Here is a 22139-nt window from a genome sequence, read left to right as displayed (position 1 = left end):
AGAAAGGAGACGGTATGTCACAAAGAGAAACAGGATTGATCAAAACAGTTTTTAATACTAACAATCTGGTGATGCGAATCAGCGAGAAAATAGCGGACTTAGTCACAGTCAATCTTCTTTTTGTGCTGAGCTGTCTGCCGATTGTCACAATCGGGATCGCAAAGATTAGTTTGTATCAAACGGTTTTTGCCATCAAACACCAGCGTCGCCTACCAGTCATTCGGACTTATATCAACGCCTTTCGAGAAAATTGGAAGTTGGGGCTTCAGCTCGGAGGGATAGAGTTGCTCATTTCAGGGATCTGTCTCTTTGACTTGTTCCTCTTTTGGAGTCAGACAGCCTTGCCAATGCAGGTGTTAAAAGCTGTTTGTCTAGGGCTCTTTATCTTCCTAGTTCTGGTCATGCTAGCGGCCTATCCAATTGCGGCGCGTTATCGATTGACTTGGACAGAGTGTCTACAAAAAGCTCTGATTGTATCTGGTTTGTATTTCCCATGGTTCTTCGTTATGGGGGCTCTCTTGTTGCTAGTAGCTATGGTGTTTGTGACTTCTGTCTTAAGCTTTCTACTAGGACTCATGGTCTTCTTCTTGATTGGTTTTTCTAGCCTGACCTTCCTACAGGTTGGATTGATGGAAAAGATATTTGCTCGTTTTAAAGAATAAAAAAGAAAAATAGGATTTGGTAAACATTCGTGAAAGGAGAAAAGAATGTCAGATTTAAAAAAATATGAAGGAGTCATCCCAGCTTTTTATGCCTGTTATGATGACCAAGGAGAAATTAGCCCGGAGCGGGTACGTGCGCTGGTAGAATATTTTATCGCGAAAGGTGTGCAGGGCTTGTATGTCAACGGATCTTCCGGCGAATGTATCTACCAGAGCGTAGCCGATCGCAAGCTAGTCTTGGAAGAAGTCATGGCAGTGGCTAAAGGGAAATTGACCATCATCGCTCACGTAGCCTGCAACAACACCAAGGACAGCGTGGAATTGGCACGACATGCAGAAGAGCTAGGAGTAGATGCCATTGCGGCCATTCCGCCAATTTATTTCCGCTTGCCAGAATACAGTGTTGCCCACTACTGGAATGAAATCAGCGCAGCAGCACCAAACACAGACTTTGTCATCTACAATATCCCGCAATTGGCAGGGGTAGCTTTGACACCGAGTCTGTATAAAGAAATGTTGAAAAATCCACGGGTGATTGGGGTGAAGAATTCCTCTATGCCTGTTCAGGATATTCAGACCTTTGCTTCTTTGGGAGGCGATGACCATATCGTCTTTAATGGTCCAGATGAACAATTCTTAGGTGGCCGTCTTATGGGAGCAGGAGCTGGTATTGGAGGCACCTATGGTGCGATGCCAGAGCTCTTCTTGAAACTCAATCAGCTGATTGCTGAGAAAGACTTGGAAACTGCGCGTGACTTGCAATTTGCCATCAATGGTATTATCGGAGTCTTGACGTCTGCTCATGGCAATATGTATGGCGTTATTAAAGAAGTCTTGCGGATCAATGAAGGTCTAGAACTGGGATCTGTTCGGAGTCCATTAAGTCCAGTAACTGAAGGAGACCAGGAAGTGGTCCAAAAAGCAGCTAGCTTAATCCGTGAAGTCAAGGAACGTTTCCTTTAAAAAAGAGTGTAAATCGGAAAGGAGAGGTGTATGGCCTATTACCTAGCGATTGATATCGGTGGGACCAATATCAAATATGGTCTGATTGATGAAGCAGAGAATCTGATCGAGTCGCATGAAATGCCGACAGAAGCTGAAAAAGGGGGCCCTGGGATTCTAGGGAAAACCAAGGCTTTAGTAGAATCTTACCTCGAAGAGAATAACATCCTTGGAGTCTGTATTTCGTCAGCTGGGATGGTTGACCCCGATAAGGGGGAAATCTTTTATGCGGGCCCTCAGATTCCCAATTATGCAGGAACTCAGTTCAAAAAAGAAATTGAAGAGACCTATCAAATCCCCTGCGAAATTGAAAATGACGTCAACTGTGCTGGTTTAGCAGAAGTGATGTCAGGGAATGGCCAGGGTGCTCAAGTTGCCGTCTGTTTAACGGTCGGTACTGGTATTGGTGGCTGTCTCTTGATCAACGGGGAAATTTTCCATGGCTTTAGCAATTCTGCCTGCGAGGTAGGTTACCTTCATCTTCAAGATGGCGCCTTCCAAGATTTGGCTTCGACGACAGCTTTGGTTGAATATGTTGCCAAGCAACATGGAGATCCTGTCGAACAATGGAGTGGTCGTCGCATATTCAAGGAAGCGACCCAAGGAAATACCATCTGTATGGCAGGAATCGATCGCATGGTCGACTACCTAGGCAAGGGGCTTGCCAATATTTGTTATGTTGTCAATCCTCAAGTGGTTATTCTTGGTGGTGGAGTTATGGGACAGGAAGCTATTTTGAAACCAAAGATTTCAGCAGCCCTCAACGACTCCCTCGTTCCAAGCCTAGCAGACAAGACGCAATTGGAGTTTGCGCATCATCAAAATACAGCAGGGATGGTAGGAGCTTACTACCATTTCAAACAACAACAAGCCAGACGCAATTAAATCAAAAATGCTCACCACTTAGGTGAGCATTTTTTGAATGTAGACAAACTATTGTTTTACATAAAACAGCTAGATAATTTTCAAAAAAGGACTTATATCTATAGTCATTTAAGAAGATTAAAAACCAGGAGACCAAGGAAAGGAGCTTCAGCTCCTGGTGATAAATCAGAAGACTAGCGTCTACGTGAATCGTAGCCATTGAGTTTTTTGTTTTCCCAATAGCTATTGAAAATTCTTTCTTTACGTTCCCGATCCATTTCGAGAAAGTAAGCATAGATTAAATCAATCGTGGTTAAGAAGGGAAGGGTTGCCGTAATACGGTCGATATAGGTGCTTCCAGGTAGGGGAGCAACTGGTAAAATTTCCGTAAAGTCATCTTTGATAGCATCTGGTTGAGCAGTAAGAAGAACGGTTTTTGCTCCCATTTCTTGAGCATCCAGAAGGCTATGGATAATCGAGCGGGTAGTTCCTGATAGAGAGAAGGCAATGACCAGGCAGGATTTATCCAAGATACTGGTCGTCCATGCAAAGCCGTCTTGATCGGTTAAGGCCTCGCAAACAACGCCCAGTCGAAGGAAGCGAAGTTTCATCTCAGAAGCCACCAATCCTGAGCTTCCTTTTCCAAAGAAGTAGACCCGATCTGCTTGAGTGATTAAGTTAGCGACTTCTTTGATTTGCTCATCTTTTGCTAGGTTTTCTGTAGCCTGAAGGACCTGCTGGTAGCGACGCAAGACATCCTGTGTTAATTCGCCGTGCGGGGATTGTTGCTTTTGAGATTTGGTTTCTTCGTTAAAGTGATATATAAATTCCCGGTAGCCTGTGAAGCCACACTTTTGGGAAAAACGGGTCAAAGCAGCTTTTGATACATGCAAAAGTTCCGTCACTCTAGACGAGGAAAGAGAGTGTTGCTGCGCTTCGGGAGATAAAAAATAGCGGGCAATGTCTAGCTCTAGCTCCGTCATTTCTTCTTGATGACTCTTAATAATGCTTCGGAGATCACGATCTTGTTTCACAGCAGTCCTCCTTTCAACCGAGGTTACACCCGGAGAAAATCCTATAATATATTTCACAGTATAACATAAAAAACAGGGATATACAAGGAATACGACCAGCGAACGACTGAAAGAAGGAACAGAATCCGCATCTTTTTTGAATCACCTTTGTTAAAAAAATAACCTCTGGAAACAAAGGAAAGACGCTGAAAAAAGTTGATGAAATATGTTATAATTTACACAAGAATTCGTTCCTTCTCGTAAAGGAAGAAGTAAGGAGGTGGAGTGATGGCCAACGCAACTCTCGAAATGATGCAAGAGATTGAAATGGCGGCAGAAGCCGTTGTCGCAAGTTACGAGGATCAGGTCCAAAATTTGCGCCAACAGCTAGGTGATCACCTACAGGAGGTAGCAGCATCCTATGACAAAGAGACCGCCAAGCTAGTCGCAGAGCGGGAAGAGTCCTCGAAAGCGACGATTGCTAGCTTGGAAGCAGACCTGGCAGTGACCAGTCAACGCAATGACGAAAAGGTGCAGCAAGCTATGACAGATAAGCGCGCAGCTTTGGTAGACGAAATTGTAGAAAAGGTGGTAGCAACCTATGGCAATTAGTCCAATGCAACACCTTTCTCTGGTCTTGCCCACAAATCTAATGGACGAGCTTCTCTTGTCGCTCCAGTCAGAGGAGTCGGTCCAAATTTATGATTTGAGCGAGCAAGAGGATTGGCAAGTTGCCTTTCAGACGAGTGATGGGTCCAAAGGATCAGCTCTAAGAATGGATGAACTAAGACGTCGGGAAGAGCAGTTAGAAAAGGCCATACAGGCCCTGGAGCCTTTTATTCCTCAGAAGAAGGGATTAGAAAAACTAAAAGAAGCTCCCTTGTCCTTGTCTTTTCACGATTTAGAGTCTCATGGGGTCATCCGTGATGAGCAACGTCTTTTACAGTCCGTACAAAAACAATTGGCTGTCTTAGCAAAGGCTCGGGATCGCATCCAGCAAGCCCAAGAGGAAATCGCCTCTTTAGAAAAATGGGCTGCCTTGACGACAACACCTGACCAGCTCAAGCGTTTCCGTTATGTTCGTGGCTTAATCGGTACCATTCCGAATAGTGAACAGGATCAGGCGCGACAAGCCTTGCTGGCTCATCCAGATGTAGAGGTCGATGTGGTCTTTAGCTCGGAAACGGAGCATGGGGTGGTAGTCTTGTATAAGTCTGGGGATTTAACAGACCTTCAAGATACGCTGACCAGTTCGCATTTCAAAGAGTTTGATTACCAAGGAGAAACGCTACCAAAAGAACGTTTGGAGCAACTCAAGAGAGAAATCAAAGAACAAGGTGCTGTCGAAGCAGCTACGTTGGAAACGCTCAGTCAAGCCAAGGAAGACCTCAACCAGCTCAAGTACCAACTCGATTATGTCTTGAGTCTAGGAGCCCGGGAAGAGGCCAAAGGCTCTCTTGCCAGTACAGCCCATTTGGTTGCCCTAGAGGGATGGATTGAAACTACTCAACTCGATGCTTTAAAAGCCAAACTTCAAAAGGAGTTTGGGAACCAAGTCGTCTTGCAGACACGTGAAGTCGCTCAAGAAGAATGGGACCAGGTACCAATCAAACTGAAAAACAATGCCTTGGTGGAGCCCTTCGAGTTAGTGACGGAAATGTATGCTCTGCCCAAGTATTACGAGAAAGATCCGACCCCAATCGTCTCTCTCTTCTACTTTGTTTTCTTCGGCATGATGGTAGCAGATATCGGCTATGGTCTCTTGTTGACATTGGCAACTGGCTTTGCTCTAAAAGCTTTCCAGTTTCAGCCGAGCGCAGCAAAAAACCTTCGATTTTTCTGCCTTTTAGGAATCTCGGTAGCCCTTTGGGGAGTCGTATACGGTTCCTTCTTCGGATTTGAGATGCCCTTTGCTTTGATCAGTACGACGACCAATGCCATGACTATCTTGATCCTATCGGTTGTCTTTGGTTTCATCACCGTTTTGGTCGGTCTCTTCCTAGGTGGGATGAAAAACGTCCGCCTGAAAGACTACACGGAAGCCTACAACGCAGGCTTTGCTTGGGTCTTGATCTTATTGGGCTTGATGCTCTTAGCAGTCGGAAACATCCTACCAGGCTTGTCCTACCTAGTCCCCATTGGCCAGTGGCTAGCCATTCTCAACGCGATTGGCATTTTGGTCGTGTCCATTGTCAGTGCCAAGAAATTATCAGGACTTGCAGCCGGTCTCTTTAATCTCTACAACGTTAGCGGCTATGTCGGAGACTTGGTCAGCTTTACTCGTTTGATGGCGCTTGGTTTATCAGGGGCCAGCATCGGTTCAGCCTTTAACCTGATTGTCAATCTCTTCCCAACCCTGGGACGATTCACCGTCGGCCTTGTCCTCTTTGTCCTCCTCCATGCCATCAACATGTTTCTGTCCTTTTTATCAGGCTATGTGCATGGAGCGCGTTTGATCTTTGTCGAGTTCTTTGGCAAGTTCTACGAGGGTGGTGGCAAGCCCTTCCGACCTCTAAAACCGTCGGAACGCTATGTCAAAACAAAAAAATAATTCAGTAAATCAATCATAAAAAATTTTATAGGAGTATATTCATGGAATCTTTAGCTTCATATTTCTCAACCCATGGGGGTGCCTTCTTTGCAGCACTTGGTGTAGCCATTGCAGTGGCTCTTAGTGGAATGGGTTCAGCCCTCGGTGTTGGTAAGACCGGTCAAGCAGCTGCCGCACTCTTGAAAGAACAACCAGAAAAATTTGCCCAAGCCTTGATCTTGCAATTGTTGCCAGGTACACAAGGTTTGTACGGTTTCGTTATCGGGATCTTGATCTGGTTGCAAATTAAACCAGATATGGCTCTTGAAACAGGAGTTGCTTACTTCTTCACAGCCCTTCCAGTAGCGATCGTCGGCTATTTCTCAGCGAAACATCAAGGAAATGTCGCAACTGCTGGGATGCAAATCTTGGCAAAACGCCCTGAAGACATGATGAAAGGGGTTATCCTTGCGGCCATGGTTGAAACCTATGCCATCTTAGCCTTCGTTGTGTCCTTCCTTTTGACTCTTCGCGTCGGCTAATCTAGACACACCTCAGTCAAAGAAGAGGAATGTTCTCTTCGTCTATTATCGGTGGCGAAGAACTCCAAAGGAGGAAATAAAAATAATGACGGATTATTCCCAATTAAAGGATTCCATCCTTGAACAGGCCCATGAAAAAGGTCGGAAATTAGTAGCGGAAGCAACGGCTAAGGTTCAAGCAGAGTCCCAGTTGCAGGAAGCTCGTTTGGTAGAAGAAAAGTTACACCAACGGGCGGTTCAATTGCAGACCATTGAGCGCCGCTTGCAACGTGAAAGCCAACAAATAGAAAATCAAAAGCGCCAATCAACATTGGTTACCAAGCAACGGGTCTTAAAAGAGTTGTTTGCGGATGCCTACCAGAAAATGGCGACTTGGTCACGTCAAGAAGAGCTCGCATTTCTGCATCGCGTTCTTCCTCGCTATGTAGATCAAGCAATGGTCTTAACGTTTGGTGCTGTGACGGCAGAAAAATTGACAGATCAAGATCGTCAAGATTTGATAGAGGCCTATCCACAGCTTCAATTAGCGAAAGAAACGCTTGCCCAAGAGGCTGGTTTTGTCCTTTCCTTTGGCAAAGTGGATGCCAGCTACCTCTACCGTGATTTGGTTGATGCTGTGCGGGAGGAGCAAAGCTTCCATATGGCAACCAGCATTTTTAAAGAAGAGAAAAACTAGGAGGGGCTATGAGTGAACGGACGTATTCTCAAGTAAATACCGGGATTAGTGTACGTGAAGCTAGTTTTTTGAGCCCGGCTCAGTTTGATGCCCTTCTGAATAGCTCCGATGCAGAAGCGCGTGCTAATCTCTTGCAAGGGACGGCCTATGCCTTGGAGGCAGATCAACTGCGTCAAGTCCAAGTGATCGAGCAAGCCTTGATGAAGCACCTTCTAGCAGAGTACGATTGGGCTTATCAGGTAGCTCCGAACCCTGCGGTAGTCGACCTCTTTGCCCTCAAGTACACCTATCACAATCTCAAGGTCTTCTTGAAAGAGCGAGCAACGGGGCGGGATTTGAACTTCCTATTATTGGATGCAGGTCCCTATTCCTTAGCTGTTCTTGAACAAGTAGCCAAGACCTTTTCTTCAGAGAACTGCCCAGATTTTATAGCTCAAGAAGTCGCAGCAACCTGGCAGGAATATGTCGACTATCAGGATATTCGGGTTCTGGAAATCGGCATGGATTTGGCTTACTTTGATCATCTCAAACGCTTGGCGAAAGATCTGGACCATCCACTTTTAGAATCTCTGGTCACCTTGACCATTGATTGTTACAATGTTATCACAGTTGAACGAGCCCTCAGTTTGAAAAAGCCGAACAGCTTTATGAAGCAACTCTTGTCCGATGCAGGGACCCTCTCAGCAAGAGAAGTCATTCAGTGTGTCGAGCAGGGCAACCTCATCAGTTGGTTCCAACAAGTCACCCCCTTGCCTTATGATGTGGAATTGACACAGTACGAAGAACAGATGCGAGCAGGCAGAGTAACTGCTGAGACAGTGGAATACATGGAGCATGTGCTTAAGTACCGAATTTTAGAACAAGCTTCCTTTGAGATAGACGGGCCCTTGCCTTTAGCTCGCTATCTCTTTGGAAAAGAGCTGGAGGTGAAGAACCTTCGTTTGGTCTTGACGGGTCTGGATAATCAGCTCCCGATTGACAAAATAAAAGAAAGGATGAGACCAATCTATGGCCAGTAAAACGCAAAAAATTGCCGTTGTGGGAAACCGTGATGCCATCCTTCCTTTTCAAATGATTGGCTTTCAGACCTTTCCCGTAGCAGAGGCTCAGGAAACCATCAATACCTTACGTCACTTGAGCCAAGAAGATTTTGGCATCATCTATCTGACGGAGGATATGGCTCAGGAAATCCCAGATACCATTGCCCACTATGATCGCCAAGTAACCCCAGCCGTCATCTTGATTCCTACTCATAAGGGATCGACTGGACTGGGACGGCAACGCATTCGCGATAATGTCGAAAAAGCAGTAGGACAGGATATTTTATGAGAACAAATGAATTTGGTCAAGCGATTGGAGATGCACTGCCGGATTTTACACCGGGGCGCTTGCCAGCTATTGAGCGGATCGAGGGTCGCTATACCGTAATTGAGCGCCTGTCAAAAGAAAAACACGGGGCGGATCTTTATCAGGTCTACGGGCCAGCCTCCCCAGCAGCTATGTGGACCTATCTGTTCAAAGGCCCTGCCCGAAATGAAGAGGAGTGGGACCGCTTATTAGATGATCTCATGGCAGCCCAAGGTCGCTTTTACTATGCGATTGTAGACAAAGATTCGGGCAAAGCATTAGGGACTTTTTCTCTCATGCGGATCGATCCAGCCAACCGGGTGATCGAAGTCGGAGCAGTGACCTACTCACCAACGCTCCAGAAGACTCGCATGGCAACCGAAGCCCAGTATCTGTTAGCACGCTATGTGTTTGAGGAGTTAGGCTACCGCCGCTATGAGTGGAAATGCGATGCCTTAAACCAAGCTTCTCGCGAAGCAGCTGAGCGCTTGGGGTTCACCTATGAAGGGTGTTTCCGTCAGGCTATTGTTTATAAAGGTCGGACTCGAGACACAGATTGGTTGTCTATCATTGACCAAGACTGGCCAGCTATCAAAGAGCGTTTCGAAGCTTGGTTGAATCCAACTAATTTCGAGGCCAATGGTCAACAAAAGCAATCTCTAAGAGAGATAGCACAAAAGTAAAACAAAGAAACAAAGGATTCCCAGGAGGAATACATGACTCAAGGAAAAATTATTAAAGTTTCCGGTCCCTTGGTGGTTGCATCAGGGATGCAGGAGGCCAATATCCAAGACATTTGCCGGGTCGGCGATCTTGGTTTGATTGGTGAAATTATTGAGATGCGTCGGGATGAAGCATCTATCCAAGTATATGAAGAAACGTCTGGAGTCGGTCCAGGAGAACCAGTGGTAACAACCGGAGCTCCCCTTTCTGTTGAGTTGGGACCAGGTTTGATCTCTCAGATGTTTGACGGGATCCAACGTCCCTTGGAACGCTTCCAAGAAGTCACCGCCAGCGATTTTTTGGTTCGTGGGGTGCAAGTTCCCAATCTCGATCGTGACACCAAATGGGCTTTCGAACCAAGTGTAGCAGAAGGAACTGAGGTAGTCGCAGGAGACATCGTTGGTACCGTTCAGGAGACCAATATGGTGGAACACCGCATCATGGTGCCATTTGGAGTCAGTGGATGTGTGACCAAGATCGCAGCAGGTTCTTACACAGTGGAAGAGCCGGTTTATGAGATCGAGCAGGCAGATGGCAGTCTCTTTACCGGAACCTTGATGCAAAAATGGCCGGTTCGTCGAGGTCGTCCCTTTGCACAAAAACTGATCCCAGTAGAACCTTTGGTCACAGGTCAACGGGTCATCGATACCTTCTTCCCTGTGACTAAGGGTGGAGCTGCAGCTGTTCCTGGTCCTTTCGGAGCTGGGAAAACAGTTGTCCAACACCAGGTGGCCAAGTTTGCCAATGTAGACATCGTAATTTATGTCGGTTGTGGGGAACGTGGAAACGAAATGACGGACGTTCTGAATGAATTTCCAGAATTGATCGATCCGACGACCGGTCAATCCATCATGCAACGGACCGTTTTGATTGCCAACACTTCGAACATGCCGGTGGCAGCGCGTGAGGCTTCCATCTACACAGGGATTACTATTGCTGAATACTTCCGTGATATGGGCTATTCCGTTGCCATCATGGCGGACTCTACTTCTCGTTGGGCAGAAGCTCTCCGTGAAATGTCTGGTCGTCTAGAAGAAATGCCAGGGGATGAAGGCTACCCAGCCTATCTTGGTAGCCGGATTGCTGAATATTACGAGCGTGCAGGTCGGGTTAAGACACTCGGAACCACTGCGCGTGAAGGTTCGATTACCGCCATCGGTGCCGTTTCCCCTCCAGGTGGAGACATTTCAGAGCCGGTGACCCAAAATACCCTGCGGATTGTCAAGGTTTTCTGGGGACTAGATGCTCAGTTGGCCCAACGCCGCCACTTCCCAGCCATCAACTGGTTGAGTTCTTATTCCCTTTACCAAGATGAAGTGGGCCAATATATTGATCAGCATGAACAGATTAGCTGGGCAGAAAAAGTGACCCGCGCCATGAACCTGTTGCAAAAAGAGAGTGAATTGCAAGAGATCGTGCGTTTGGTTGGTCTGGATTCCCTGTCTGAAAAAGACCGCTTGACCATGAATGCGGCCAAGATGATCCGTGAAGACTACCTGCAACAAAATGCCTTTGATGAGGTCGATACCTATACTTCCTTTAGCAAGCAGGTGGCTTTGTTGACCAACATTTTGACCTTTGATCAAGAAAGTCAAAAAGCACTAGAATTAGGAGCTTACTTCACAGAAATCATGGAAGGAACTGTAGACCTTCGGGACCGCATTGCCCGGAGCAAGTTCATCCATGAGGACCAGTTGGCCACCATCCAAGCTTTGAAAGAAGAAATCGTAGAAACCCTACACCAAATCGTCGCAAAAGGAGGAGTAGACAATGAGCGTGATTAAAGAATACCGTACTGTCAGCGAAGTTGTTGGCCCCTTGATGATTGTCGATCAGGTCGAAGGGGTTCACTACAATGAACTGGTAGAAATCAAGCTCCATGACGGAACGACCCGTCAGGGACAAGTCCTCGAAGTCCAAGAAGATAAGGCCATGGTCCAGCTTTTTGAAGGATCTAGCGGGATCAACTTGGAAAAAGCCAAGGTCCGCTTTACCGGACGTCCCCTAGAACTCCCTGTGTCTGAAGACATGGTCGGACGCATTTTTAACGGGATGGGCAAACCCATCGATGGTGGTCCAGAGATTATCCCAGAGAAGTACTTGGACATTGATGGCCAAGCCATCAACCCTGTTTCGCGGGACTATCCAGATGAATTTATCCAGACAGGGATCTCAGCCATTGACCATTTGAATACCTTGGTTCGGGGCCAAAAACTCCCAGTATTCTCTGGATCAGGGCTTCCTCACAAAGAATTAGCAGCTCAAATTGCCCGCCAAGCAACTGTGCTTAATTCGGAGGAAAACTTCGCCGTGGTCTTTGCGGCCATGGGAATTACCTTTGAAGAAGCCGAGTTCTTTATGAACGACCTGCGGGAAACAGGTGCGATTGATCGCTCTGTCCTCTTCATCAACCTAGCCAATGACCCAGCTATCGAGCGGATTGCCACTCCTCGGATCGCCTTGACAGCTGCCGAATATTTGGCCTATGAAAAAGACATGCACGTCTTGGTTATCATGACGGATATGACCAACTACTGTGAAGCCCTTCGGGAAGTATCTGCTGCCCGCCGGGAAGTTCCAGGACGTCGGGGCTATCCAGGTTACCTTTATACTAACCTCTCAACCCTCTACGAACGTGCAGGACGCTTGGTTGGAAAGAAGGGATCTGTGACCCAAATTCCGATCCTCTCCATGCCAGAAGATGACATCACCCACCCCATCCCTGACTTGACAGGCTACATCACCGAAGGTCAGATTATCTTGTCCCGCGATCTCTACAATAGTGGTTATCGCCCACCGATCAATGTTCTTCCATCCCTTTCCCGTTTGAAGGACAAGGGTTCTGGTGAAGGTAAGACTCGGAAAGACCATGCAGCGACCATGAACCAGCTCTTTGCGGCCTATGCCCAAGGAAAACAGGCAAAAGAGTTAGCCGTAGTGCTGGGGGAATCCGCCTTGTCCGATACCGACAAGCTTTATGTCAAATTTACGGATCGCTTTGAGAAGGAGTATATCAACCAAGGCTTTACCACCAATCGGACCATTCAAGAAAGTCTGGATCTAGGTTGGGAATTACTTGCTATCTTGCCACGGACCGAGCTCAAGCGGATCAAGGATGACATGATTGACGAATACCTCCCAAAAACTTCTCAGGAAGCACAAGCCTAGGAGTAGAAAGGAGGAAGTCAAATGGCACGATTAAATGTCAAACCCACTCGGATGGAGTTAAACACCCTCAAAGAGCGTCTGAAAACGGCAACCAGAGGACACAAACTTCTCAAGGATAAACGAGACGAGCTCATGCGACGCTTCATCGAGTCGGTCCGTGAAAATGACCGCCTCCGTCAGAAGGTTGAAGCCGCTCTCATTGGGAATATGCAAGAATTTGTCATGGCTAAATGTCTGGAAAATGACCTCATGGTCCAGGAAATCTTTGCAGTTCCGACGCGGGAAGTCAGCCTGCATATCGAGACGGAGAATATCATGAGTGTGCGCGTGCCCAAGATGCATGCCCATATTGATAATCCATATGGAGACGATGAGGGAGACGTGGTATACAGCTATGTGGCTTCCAATAGCCAGATGGACAATACCATTCAAGAAATGGAAGAACTCCTTCCAGACCTGTTGCGCTTAGCAGAGATTGAAAAAACTTGTCAGCTCATGGCCGATGAGATCGAAAAAACGCGTCGTCGGGTCAATGGACTGGAGTATGCGACGATTCCAGACCTCAAGGAAACCATCTACTATATCGAAATGAAACTCGAAGAAGCCGAACGCGCCAACCTGGTCCGAATGATGAAGGTCAAATAAGATACAAAGCCGTTAAGCAACTCAAAGGAAAATAGGGAGCAGGACAGAAGCACTGTTGTATAGAATGCTTCGTTGTCCTGCCCCCACAAGGCTGATTAGGATTTTTCCGAGCTCTTAAAGCGAGAGAAAAATCCAATCAGCTACTGTGCCTTTGAAGTTAGTACTATTACAGTTTGCGTTTTACACACAGCATTTAGGTGTGTTCAATTCATAAGATACAAGCCGTTAAAAACAGCACCCCAAGTGATGTCTACAGGACACGAACTTGGGGTGTTTTTAGCTTTTATTCGACTGAAAAATCTTCCAAAATCCCATTGTGCAGGACTCTCAAAGGCTTCTGATACAATGGATTTGTTTGATCATCCAAATAGTACTAACTGTCATTAATTATTAAGAGAATGTAACAAGAAAGGGTTAATGTTACAAATTAGGGTCAGTTAGATTAAAAGAAAAGAAGAGCCATTTTAAAGACAAAAAATGTGGTAGAATATTAAATGTATCTGTCTGGAGATAAATCTCCGATAATAAGAAAACGAGGAAAGAACGTATGAAGAAAGTAAATAAAAAGGCTTTAATTGCTTCGACTGTTGCTATGGCGGTCTTGCCATTTACAACTGGTAAAGCAGAATCAAATGGGGATTGGGTTGCCCGTTCTGTAGATGAAATTCGTGCAGATATTTCAACTTCAGAAAACAAACAAACCTACACTATCAAATATGGGGATACCCTAAGCACGATTGCGGAAGCTTTGAATGTTGACGTAACTGTTTTGGCAAACTTGAACCAAATCAGCAACATTGATTTGATTTTCCCAGGAACTGTCTTGACAACAACTGTCAATGATCAAAACCAAGTGACAGGTGTAGAAATCCAAACTCCTACAGCAGGTAATGCTGATGCAACTGTGACAACTTCTGCTGATTTGACAAACAACCAAATCAAAGTAGACAATCAAACTGTTGCAGTGGGTGATTTGACAAAACCAGTAGCAGATGAAAGCAACCAAGCTGTAGAACTCCCTCAAGCACCTGCAGTTGTAGCAGCAGTGGCAGAGCAAGTATCAGAAAGCTTGTCAACTCCAGAAGCACCAGCTGAAACACCTGCACCAGCAGCTCCAGTAGCAGAGGAGACACCAGCACCAGTTGTTGAAGAAGCACCTGCGCAACCTGCTACAGTGCCAGCTGAAGTAGCGGCTCCTGTAGAAGCACCAGTTGTTGAGGAAGCCCCAGCGACTCCAGTAGCTGAACCAGCACCAGTCGTAGAAGTTCCAGCAGAACCAGAAGTTACTGCGGTTGCTTCAACACCACAATATGGTGCACCAGCACCAGTTGTTGATACGACAGCTTCAACTCCTTCAACAGCAACTCCAACTTCAAATGAAGGTCTTCGACCTCAAACAATTAAATTCAAAGAACAAGTGATTAATGAACTTGGCTTGACTGATATCGGTGGTTACCGTCCTGGTGACCCAGAAGATCACGGTAAAGGTCTTGCGATTGACGTTATGGTTCCAGAAAGTTCAGCGATTGGTGACCAAGTAGCTCAATATGCAATCGATCACATGCAAGAAAATGGAATTTCTTACATCATCTGGAAACAACGTTTCTATGCTCCAGTAAATAACATTTATGGACCAGCAAACACTTGGAATGAAATGCCAGACCGTGGTAGCGTAACAGAAAATCACTACGACCACGTACACGTATCATTTTACGAATAATTAAGACATAGCAAAGAATCAGGATATTCCTGATTCTTTTTTTTGTATAAACAAAGTATAAATTTCTAATTATCTTTTTATATTTTCTTAAATGCTCGTAAAGCCTTATTCTATGTGCTTTCGAGTATTTTTACTGTAGGAAGATACTTCACGTTTCTTTGCATATTTCCTCATGTCTTAGCTGTCAGAAGTGGTAAATAAGTAGTAAATTCATTTGTACTACTAAGCAACAAGACGCTCCTGTTGCTTCTCTTTATTCAAGCGTTTCATTTCTGCCATTGCAGAATCGAATGTTGCATGTGCGTAATAGTTCAGCGTCATGGCTATATTAGCATGTCCCATAATGTACTGTAATGCCTTTGGATTCATTCCTGCATTTGCATAGTTGGTACAGAATGTATGTCGCAAACTATGTGGAGTGATGTGTGGCAATTTATCCTCGTTATACTTATTGTATTTCTTAACAAGACCTTTCATCATGCCGTTGTAATCACTTGCCACTTTTGGATAGTTCTTTCTATTAAGAAAGAGGAAATCACTATATCCATCAATCTCAACACGCTTATCATTCTTTCGATTCGCTAACACTCGCTTAAATGCTTGATAGGCTTCTTCAACCATAGGAACTTGACGTTCGCCACTTTTGGTCTTTGGTGTTTCAATGTAGTACCCAATTTCAGTATCTCTCAATAGCTGATGGTCTATATTGACAAGACGATTCTCAAAATCTAAATCTGGAAGTGTCAAACCACCAAACTCTGAAATACGAAGACCTGTTTTTAAGAGTATCAGAATTTCATCATAATTTTTGCTGTAGGTTTTATCAGCTTTTGCAAAGGCTAACAGTTTTTCTTCCTGTTCTTCTGTTAGTACGGTCTTAGGGACAGTATCATCATCAAGAACTGCTTTCAGTTGAAAGTCAAATGGATTCTTCCGAACACAATCATCTTGTATAGCAATATAGAATGAAGCCTTTAAAGAACGTTTGTAGTTATTGATGGTTTGATAAGCATAACCATTTTCACTCATTCTAATAGCCCATTCTTTAGCGTCTGATGGCTTAATACTGTCAATACTTCTTACACCTAACTTGTCTTTCTTCAAAATATCCATAAGATATTTGCGTCCAGTTTCAGTGTTTTTTCTAACCTTTGGTCTTTGAGCGTTCTGTTTTGCGTAAAGCTGGCAGAGTGTCATTTTCTTTCCTACAACATCAATACCATCATGAATGTCTTTCTGTAACTCTGCGATTTTCTCTCTAAGTGAGATACAATCACGCTTTCCTGCTGGTACTCGGTCTGTAGCCACAAGTTTCCACGAGTAAACAAATTGCGGTTCTCCAAATGAATCTATATATTTGTATAAGTATCTTCCGTCTTTTCGTTGGCTCTCTCCAGTCTTTAAGATTCGACCTTTATTGTCACGTCTTTTTTCTGACATGGCATTTGCTCCTTTCCTTTATGGAAAGAGCCTTGATACGACTTAATACTATTTTATCATATACAAGACCCTTTGGCGACGCTAGATTGCGTCCAATGTATCTATAATTTTTTCAAATTGTTTTCGTTTAATCTGAATACGATTGCCATTCATAATCAGCCAATTTGCATTTTTATTTTCCTCTGCCAAGCGTCGTAGCTTGTTTTCGCCAATACGAAAATATTTTGACGCTTCTTCAATGGTTAGGGTATAACGTTCCCAAATAGGAATGTCAGTCTGCTTCATAAAATCCTCCTTTCCAAATCACTTATTTGGATTTCATAAAAGTTGTTTTACCAGCAATCGAACAGCTTTAGCAAAGCTCACGGGAGTTCCACCCCTGCATGGTTCTCATGTAGCCATACTCATTGCCTGCGACGGTTTTATCACGCTCGGACTATTGACTGTATGGGAGTATCATTATCACGATAAGAATGTCGTTGCAGGCAATCCTGCTAAAGATTGCTTCTCGGATCACTAACATGAATCGCTCGCTATCTTTATAAGATAGGTCATGGCGGTTAGTTCCGTTGGCTCTTTTCTTATCGAAACGTATTCGATTACTTTTATTCAGTTTTCAAAGAACAATGGCTCGTTAGCCTATCAAAACACATTGAAAGCTCAATATGCTTTGGTGGAATAACAAACCTCCCTGTTCGGGAAGCGTGGAATGGTTTAGCACGCTTCCACGAAAGGAGAGAGGATATTACTTAATTTCAAATGACAAAATCTTTGTAATCAGTCTGGTTTCCATTCTTCCACGTAAGACTTCATCAACGACCATACTTTGATTGCCATATTCATCTTTCATAAGTCGTAGGGAACGCTTCGTTATGTACCCTCTGTAATGATGTAGAATCTGGTTAATCGCTTCGGTATCGCCATCTGTTGCCTTTACAATGAGAGGAAAGGGAATCATAGGATATTGTGTTTTCATTCTTCAAATTCCTCCATAAACTTTTTAATTAAGGCTAGTCCACTGGTTCTATGCCGATAGACAGTAGAACGGTTCAATTTCAACAGGTCTGCAATTTCTGAATCGCTCATGTCCATAAAGTAAAACAGCAGTAGAATTTCACGTTTCTTGTCTGGCAACTCACGTAATGCTTCACTCAACAAATCATTTTCAACGCCTACTGATAACCCATTGAGTGTAAAAATCTGAAAGTCAGTTGAATAGTTATCTGTTGTCGCAAACTGGCTAACAAGATAATCGCCAACATCCGAAAAGGACACCTCACGCTTTGCAATCCTTGAAAGATAAAGCATATAATTCTTTCGCTCGTCTTCCATAGCACGTTTACAGATATAGTCAAACTGATTTTCTATTGTGGTCTGAAAAGAAGATGGTTTCATGTTTCTCACCCCCTTTCTGTCTAGGAAAGGAAGTGAGCCTTGCTCGTTTATCTCCTTTCACTCTTAGTCCCAATGTGAAAGGGGGATTTGTTGCATTACTGATAAATAAACTTTGTAAAAAAGTTCTGAATAGCCAAAAAAGCATATAAACAGATTTATTTCTCTGTTTACATGCTTCTGTTATTCTATCTATATGATTTATAAAACCACATTGGTGGACGTACTTATCTATTGCAGATAGACGACTTTTTTTGACAAGAACCCAATGTAAGGAAATTTATTGTATATGATGTACTTCATGGCGACGTTGACCTCCAACAAACCGCCATTTGGAAGTAATATACAATATTTTAACAGCGTAAATAGCACTACCATATAACGGTTTTTTTTATTGGCGTTTAGTAGTGCTTTTTATTAAATATAAACCTATAAACCATATAACACGTTTTTCTATACCTGTTTTTAATTCAGTAGGAACAATAAAATGTATAGAGGTGGTCTACTATGCGTAAAAAAGAAGATAAATATGATTTTAGAGCCTTTGGTTTAGCCATTAAAGAAGCTCGATTGAAACGAGGTTTAACTCGTGAACAAGTGGGAGCATTGATTGAAATTGACCCACGGTACTTAACTAATATTGAAAATAAAGGGCAACACCCCAGCATACAAGTTCTTTATGACCTTGTATCGTTACTTCATGTTTCCGTTGATGAATTTTTCTTACCTGGGGTCCCGAGCGCTTAGTGGGAATTTGTATCGATAAGGGGTACAAATTCCCACTAAACCAATGTTTCAAGGCCTATTTATTTTTTATATTCAATTCTCTTAAGTGTTTAGGAATAGATAACAAGTCAAATTTATACTCTCCAAGAAAAGTGATATGCTCCCAATTAATAGGAGATACATGCTTCATATACTTAGTTACTTCGGGATCTATTTTGACGAGATAATTATAAGCTGCTTGTAAGTAGACGGCGTTCCATATACTTATTGCATTTATTAACACATTAAGCGCACTAGCACTTTGAAGTTGTCGGCGAATATCGCGCTCCATAAATTTTCCGCGTCGCCCAAAAAATAGTTCTCTAGCTAAAGCATTAATCGCTTCTGTCTTATTTAGTCCATGAGTGATCCTTCGCCGTAGCTCACTATCTGTAATATAATCTATCATAAAAATGCTCTTTTCAATGCGACCTAGTTCTCTCAGTGCAAGAGCTACTCTATTCTTACGTGCGTATGAGCCTAGCTTTCCTAATAGTAAAGAACTAGATACTTTTCCTGTTTGAATCGAATAGGCGATTCGTTTAATTTCATCATAGTTTTCTTCAATAATTTTTACATTGATTTTTCCGCTTATATCTTCTGATAAGTTAGGGTAGTAGGAAGGTGATTTGATAGAAAATAATTGTGATTTTTTTATATTTCTGATGCGAGGTTCAAAATCAAAGCCTAGTAATGCGGTCATTCCAAACACCTGATCAGAATACCCATTTGTATCAGTAAAATGTTCCTCAATATCTAGATCTGTTTCATGATAAAGTAGGCCATCAAGGGTATGAGTAGCTTCCCTTGTATTAGTTGAAGCAACCTCGATATGATGAGTCGTATGCCTATCATTTATTGATCGAATCATTGTAGCTCCTTTTTCCATACTTTTGTAATGTGGATTAACATCGGATTTTAGAGCTGAGACGCCCACTGGGACGCGCATTCCGTCTGAAGCAGTGGTTTTTCCTTCACCCCAAAAGTCTGCAACAGGAAGCTTTAACTGATAATTAACCAAAACAGATTGAGCACGAGTCAGAGCTTCTTTATAAAAGCGCCATTGTTTGGCATTGGCTAACTGAGAATAAGAAATTCCAGGAGTTGATTGGGCCATTTTTTCAAGACCAATATTCATCCCTAAACCCAGCAAAGCAGCAAAAATAATTTTTCTTTCTTGTTCACTCGGCGGTTTCCCTGTAGAATCATGACTAAATTCTTGTGAAAAGTTGGTCCAACTGTCCACCTCAATTAAAAGATCACTAAGCCTTATCTTAGGAATTATTGAATAAAGTTTTTTTCTATATATTTCTGCTTCGCTAGGTGTAACTTTTTCCAACTTTTTAAGGTTTGCTCTTGAAATTCTCTTATCAACTGTCGAATAAAATTGAAGCTGTAAATCTAAAATTATTTCCCGATCCTTTAAATAGTCCTCAAACGTGTCTGGAATAGTTTCTGAATCAATACAAGCAGATAAATCAACTAAGTAATCATCAATATTTCGATGGATCATACTTCCTTCAACTGAAATATCTCCTGATCGAATATTGTTCTTTAGCTCGGTGAAAGCTACTAACTCATAGTAAGACCGATCTATTTTCCCCTCTTCTGGCCGAACAAGGCTTTTCCATTTTTTACTCACAAAATCAGTAGAAGTATCTGCCGGTATTTTTCTTTTACCACTATTGTGTAAATCAGTTAGTTGAGTTAGGGCCATGAGGACTGGATTTGCTGCCGGAGTTGCTTTGAACGAAAGGGTCCTCAATAACATTGGCGTGTATCTTCGGAGGTAATTAGCTTTATTTCGAACCATTTCTAAATAGCCATGATTTTTATTACCTGTAATTTTTTTAGCTTCTTCTCCATCTTGTACTAAATCTTCCCAAGGCATGATTCGTTCAATTTCGTCAAAAGGATTACTATCATTATCTTTTGCAAAGTGAAGAGCATCAATTAAAGAAGCATAATGTTCCAATTTTTTAGTAGCCAATTTTCCTTTTTCTTTTAACTGTTCTTGTGAATCACGTGTCCCTTTGCGTTTAATACTTGCTAAAATGCGGTCATTAATCTCAATCAGTTGATCGATCAGATATTGATGATGATTGACTAAAAAAGCAATAAGTAAAGAGTATCTTTTTTCAAGCTCAAAACGGGAGAAGTCATATGCATCATAATTTTCCCCTAGTCTAGCTAGCTGAAGAAACCTGTTCCGATTAATATGGGAGACATTAATTGTCCCGAGTCCCATGGAAGCAATCACTTCCACTTTTTTACAAATACTCATAAAGCTTTCTGGATTTGCCTTACCTGGAATGTCTTTTAGCCAAGCGAGTTTAGTTATTTTCGTCTCTTCATAAATTTGAAACAAACTCTCTAGTTTTTCAATTTGTATATCTGTTAATGAACAGAGTAATATTGAAAATAAGTTGTTTTCTGCTTTATCTCGACAGCGGCTTATAATGTCTTCAAGTGTAGCTATAGATGGAAAAATAATTCTTTTTCGAGTTAAGAAATCAATTGTTTTTTTCATTAGATAGATAGAGTCATCATTTTCTAAAGCTAGTTCAATTAAATATTCTATTAACTGTTTTTGTGTATTAGCACTACCGAATCGATGATAGTTGAATACTTCTAAGATCTCGTTGAAGTGATTTGCACGTGTATTTCTATGATCATATGAATTTAAATCAATTGCATCAAGATGGAGCTGTCGACTCACATAAGAAGTTAGTCTGGTTGATTTAATCGGCCAATTACTTAAAGAACACCCAGGATACCGGGCCAAACAAAGTTGTATCGCAAATCCTAGTTTATTGACCTTTCCACGGTGTTGATTAATAACCTCCAGATCATAATCAGAAAAACTAAAATACGCTTTAAAATCCTCTTCTGATAAGTGGTCTACAGAAAGAAGTTGTTCACGCTGTGAAGTAGTTAAAATTCTTTTCATAGCCATATCTTAAGCATTCCTTTTATTGAGGTAACGGTAAAAGGTTGTTTTGCTTAATTTAGAGGCATCAAGAATTTGACGAATAGAATACTCTTTGCTGTCATACATTTTTAAAGCTAAATCAATTGATAGCTTACCTTTACTTGGACGGCCCCCTTTTTTTCCTCGGACTCTGGCTGCCTTAAGACCAGAGTTAGTTCGTTCAATAATAATATCCCGTTCCAGTTCTGCTAAACTAGCCATAACTCGGAAAAAGAATCTTCCCATAGACGTTGAAGTATCTACGTTATCTTGAATAGATATAAAATTGACACTAAGTTCTTCAAATAATTCAGAAAGTTCAATCAAATGTTTAGTTGATCGTGAAATTCGATCTAACTTGTAAATGACAACAGAATCTCCTTCACGTAGTAGGTTGATCATTTCTTCTAATTGCGGTCGGTCTTTTTTCGCACCAGTTACTTTTTCTTGAAATAATTTATCAATTCCATAATGAGTAAGTGCATCAATTTGTAAACTAAGATTTTGATCATCCGTACTCACTCGAGCATAGCCAAAAATCATAAAAAAACCTCCTTAATTTTATAATTTAAATGTACCATAACTCATTAAGTATAACTATATAGGAACTATGAAAAAGGAACGGATTTTGGTACTTGATTTACTTAAAAAACATTTAGAAAAAGCAGGAAAATGAAAA

The 22139-nt window shown here is 42.8% G+C and carries 21 protein-coding genes and 1 pseudogene; 15 read left to right on the top strand and 7 right to left on the bottom strand.

Translation table 11 applies throughout. The annotated features are described in order from the left end of the window. The first annotated feature begins 14 nt into the window (after window positions 1-14). The 3 genes from ABT997_RS06075 to ABT997_RS06065 are packed head-to-tail and all read left to right on the top strand — an operon-like array spanning window position 15 to window position 2549. The gene (locus ABT997_RS06075; RefSeq protein WP_154854694.1) at window positions 15-662 is read left to right on the top strand and encodes a YesL family protein; all 648 of its coding nucleotides are present in this window, start codon (window positions 15-17) and stop codon (window positions 660-662) included. Between the two features lie 45 nt (window positions 663-707). Then, a complete protein-coding gene (locus ABT997_RS06070; protein WP_154854698.1) occupies window positions 708-1625 on the top strand; it encodes a dihydrodipicolinate synthase family protein in 918 nt (305 codons plus the stop codon). A gap of 30 nt (window positions 1626-1655) precedes the next feature. Beyond that, the gene (locus ABT997_RS06065; protein ID WP_154854701.1) at window positions 1656-2549 is read left to right on the top strand and encodes an ROK family protein; all 894 of its coding nucleotides are present in this window, start codon (window positions 1656-1658) and stop codon (window positions 2547-2549) included. 173 nt (window positions 2550-2722) lie between these two features. On the opposite strand, the gene ABT997_RS06060 is transcribed toward ABT997_RS06065, so the two are convergent. Next, window positions 2723-3562, bottom strand: coding sequence for a MurR/RpiR family transcriptional regulator (locus ABT997_RS06060; RefSeq protein WP_154854704.1), 840 nt, complete (start codon window positions 3560-3562; stop codon window positions 2723-2725). Window positions 3563-3829: 267 nt separating this feature from the next. On the opposite strand from ABT997_RS06060, the gene ABT997_RS06055 reads away from it, so the two are divergent. From ABT997_RS06055 to ABT997_RS06005, 11 genes are all read left to right on the top strand, one after another. Further along, window positions 3830-4153, top strand: a complete 324-nt coding sequence (locus ABT997_RS06055; RefSeq protein WP_129270542.1) for a hypothetical protein — start codon at window positions 3830-3832, stop codon at window positions 4151-4153. Continuing rightward, window positions 4143-6092: a V-type ATP synthase subunit I gene (locus tag ABT997_RS06050; protein WP_350018957.1), complete on the top strand. Its 1950-nt coding sequence runs from the start codon at window positions 4143-4145 to the stop codon at window positions 6090-6092. The genes ABT997_RS06055 and ABT997_RS06050 overlap by 11 nt, the downstream gene beginning before the upstream one ends. A gap of 41 nt (window positions 6093-6133) precedes the next feature. Next, complete coding sequence (locus ABT997_RS06045) at window positions 6134-6613, top strand: V-type ATP synthase subunit K (RefSeq protein ID WP_023024938.1); 480 nt, start codon at window positions 6134-6136, stop codon at window positions 6611-6613. An 85-nt stretch (window positions 6614-6698) separates the two neighbouring features. Continuing rightward, window positions 6699-7289, top strand: a complete 591-nt coding sequence (locus ABT997_RS06040) for a hypothetical protein (RefSeq protein WP_154854712.1) — start codon at window positions 6699-6701, stop codon at window positions 7287-7289. Window positions 7290-7297: 8 nt separating this feature from the next. Continuing rightward, window positions 7298-8308: a V-type ATPase subunit gene (locus ABT997_RS06035; RefSeq protein WP_154854715.1), complete on the top strand. Its 1011-nt coding sequence runs from the start codon at window positions 7298-7300 to the stop codon at window positions 8306-8308. Continuing rightward, window positions 8298-8618 carry a V-type ATP synthase subunit F gene (locus tag ABT997_RS06030; protein WP_023027501.1) on the top strand — a complete coding sequence of 107 codons (321 nt, stop codon included), beginning with the start codon at window positions 8298-8300 and terminating at the stop codon, window positions 8616-8618. Before ABT997_RS06035 ends, ABT997_RS06030 begins: the two co-directional genes overlap by 11 nt. Beyond that, window positions 8615-9319 carry a GNAT family N-acetyltransferase gene (locus ABT997_RS06025; protein WP_154854718.1) on the top strand — a complete coding sequence of 235 codons (705 nt, stop codon included), beginning with the start codon at window positions 8615-8617 and terminating at the stop codon, window positions 9317-9319. The genes ABT997_RS06030 and ABT997_RS06025 overlap by 4 nt, the downstream gene beginning before the upstream one ends. A 33-nt stretch (window positions 9320-9352) precedes the next feature. Continuing rightward, window positions 9353-11143 (top strand): V-type ATP synthase subunit A, encoded by a 1791-nt coding sequence (locus tag ABT997_RS06020; protein ID WP_350018956.1) that lies wholly within the window; start codon window positions 9353-9355, stop codon window positions 11141-11143. Then, complete coding sequence (locus tag ABT997_RS06015) at window positions 11130-12527, top strand: V-type ATP synthase subunit B (RefSeq protein ID WP_048690706.1); 1398 nt, start codon at window positions 11130-11132, stop codon at window positions 12525-12527. The genes ABT997_RS06020 and ABT997_RS06015 overlap by 14 nt, the downstream gene beginning before the upstream one ends. A gap of 21 nt (window positions 12528-12548) precedes the next feature. Next, window positions 12549-13172, top strand: a complete 624-nt coding sequence (locus tag ABT997_RS06010) for a V-type ATP synthase subunit D (protein ID WP_350018955.1) — start codon at window positions 12549-12551, stop codon at window positions 13170-13172. A 547-nt stretch (window positions 13173-13719) separates the two neighbouring features. Then, the gene (locus ABT997_RS06005) at window positions 13720-14892 is read left to right on the top strand and encodes a LysM peptidoglycan-binding domain-containing protein (RefSeq protein WP_154854727.1); all 1173 of its coding nucleotides are present in this window, start codon (window positions 13720-13722) and stop codon (window positions 14890-14892) included. A gap of 222 nt (window positions 14893-15114) precedes the next feature. Here the strand turns inward: ABT997_RS06005 and ABT997_RS06000 are convergent, their stop codons facing one another. From ABT997_RS06000 to ABT997_RS05980, 4 genes are all read right to left on the bottom strand, one after another. Beyond that, on the bottom strand, window positions 15115-16332 hold the full coding sequence (locus tag ABT997_RS06000) for a tyrosine-type recombinase/integrase (protein WP_001291561.1): 1218 nt from the start codon (window positions 16330-16332) through the stop codon (window positions 15115-15117). Window positions 16333-16413: 81 nt separating this feature from the next. Next, a complete protein-coding gene (locus ABT997_RS05995; RefSeq protein WP_000814511.1) occupies window positions 16414-16617 on the bottom strand; it encodes an excisionase in 204 nt (67 codons plus the stop codon). Window positions 16618-17077: 460 nt separating this feature from the next. Continuing rightward, the gene (locus ABT997_RS05985) at window positions 17078-17308 is read right to left on the bottom strand and encodes a helix-turn-helix domain-containing protein (protein WP_000857133.1); all 231 of its coding nucleotides are present in this window, start codon (window positions 17306-17308) and stop codon (window positions 17078-17080) included. Next, window positions 17305-17727, bottom strand: a complete 423-nt coding sequence (locus ABT997_RS05980) for a sigma-70 family RNA polymerase sigma factor (protein WP_000804885.1) — start codon at window positions 17725-17727, stop codon at window positions 17305-17307. Before ABT997_RS05980 ends, ABT997_RS05985 begins: the two co-directional genes overlap by 4 nt. Window positions 17728-18231: 504 nt before the next feature. On the opposite strand from ABT997_RS05980, the pseudogene ABT997_RS05975 reads away from it, so the two are divergent. Next, window positions 18232-18453 (top strand): annotated as a pseudogene (locus ABT997_RS05975) (helix-turn-helix domain-containing protein); the annotation flags it as partial. Window positions 18454-18526: 73 nt separating this feature from the next. Here ABT997_RS05975 and ABT997_RS05970 read toward each other — a convergent pair. Together ABT997_RS05970 and ABT997_RS05965 are read right to left on the bottom strand one after the other, a co-directional pair. Further along, window positions 18527-21445: a Tn3 family transposase gene (locus ABT997_RS05970; protein WP_001240982.1), complete on the bottom strand. Its 2919-nt coding sequence runs from the start codon at window positions 21443-21445 to the stop codon at window positions 18527-18529. A 3-nt stretch (window positions 21446-21448) separates the two neighbouring features. After that, a complete protein-coding gene (locus tag ABT997_RS05965) occupies window positions 21449-22003 on the bottom strand; it encodes a recombinase family protein (RefSeq protein WP_000576156.1) in 555 nt (184 codons plus the stop codon). Window positions 22004-22139 lie beyond the last annotated feature (136 nt).

The organism is Streptococcus australis, from assembly GCF_040226615.1.
GTDB classification, from domain to species: Bacteria; Bacillota; Bacilli; order Lactobacillales; family Streptococcaceae; genus Streptococcus; species Streptococcus australis_E.
The sequence above is the reverse complement of the archived record's forward strand: the minus strand, read 5'-3'. Positions and strand labels throughout refer to the sequence as shown.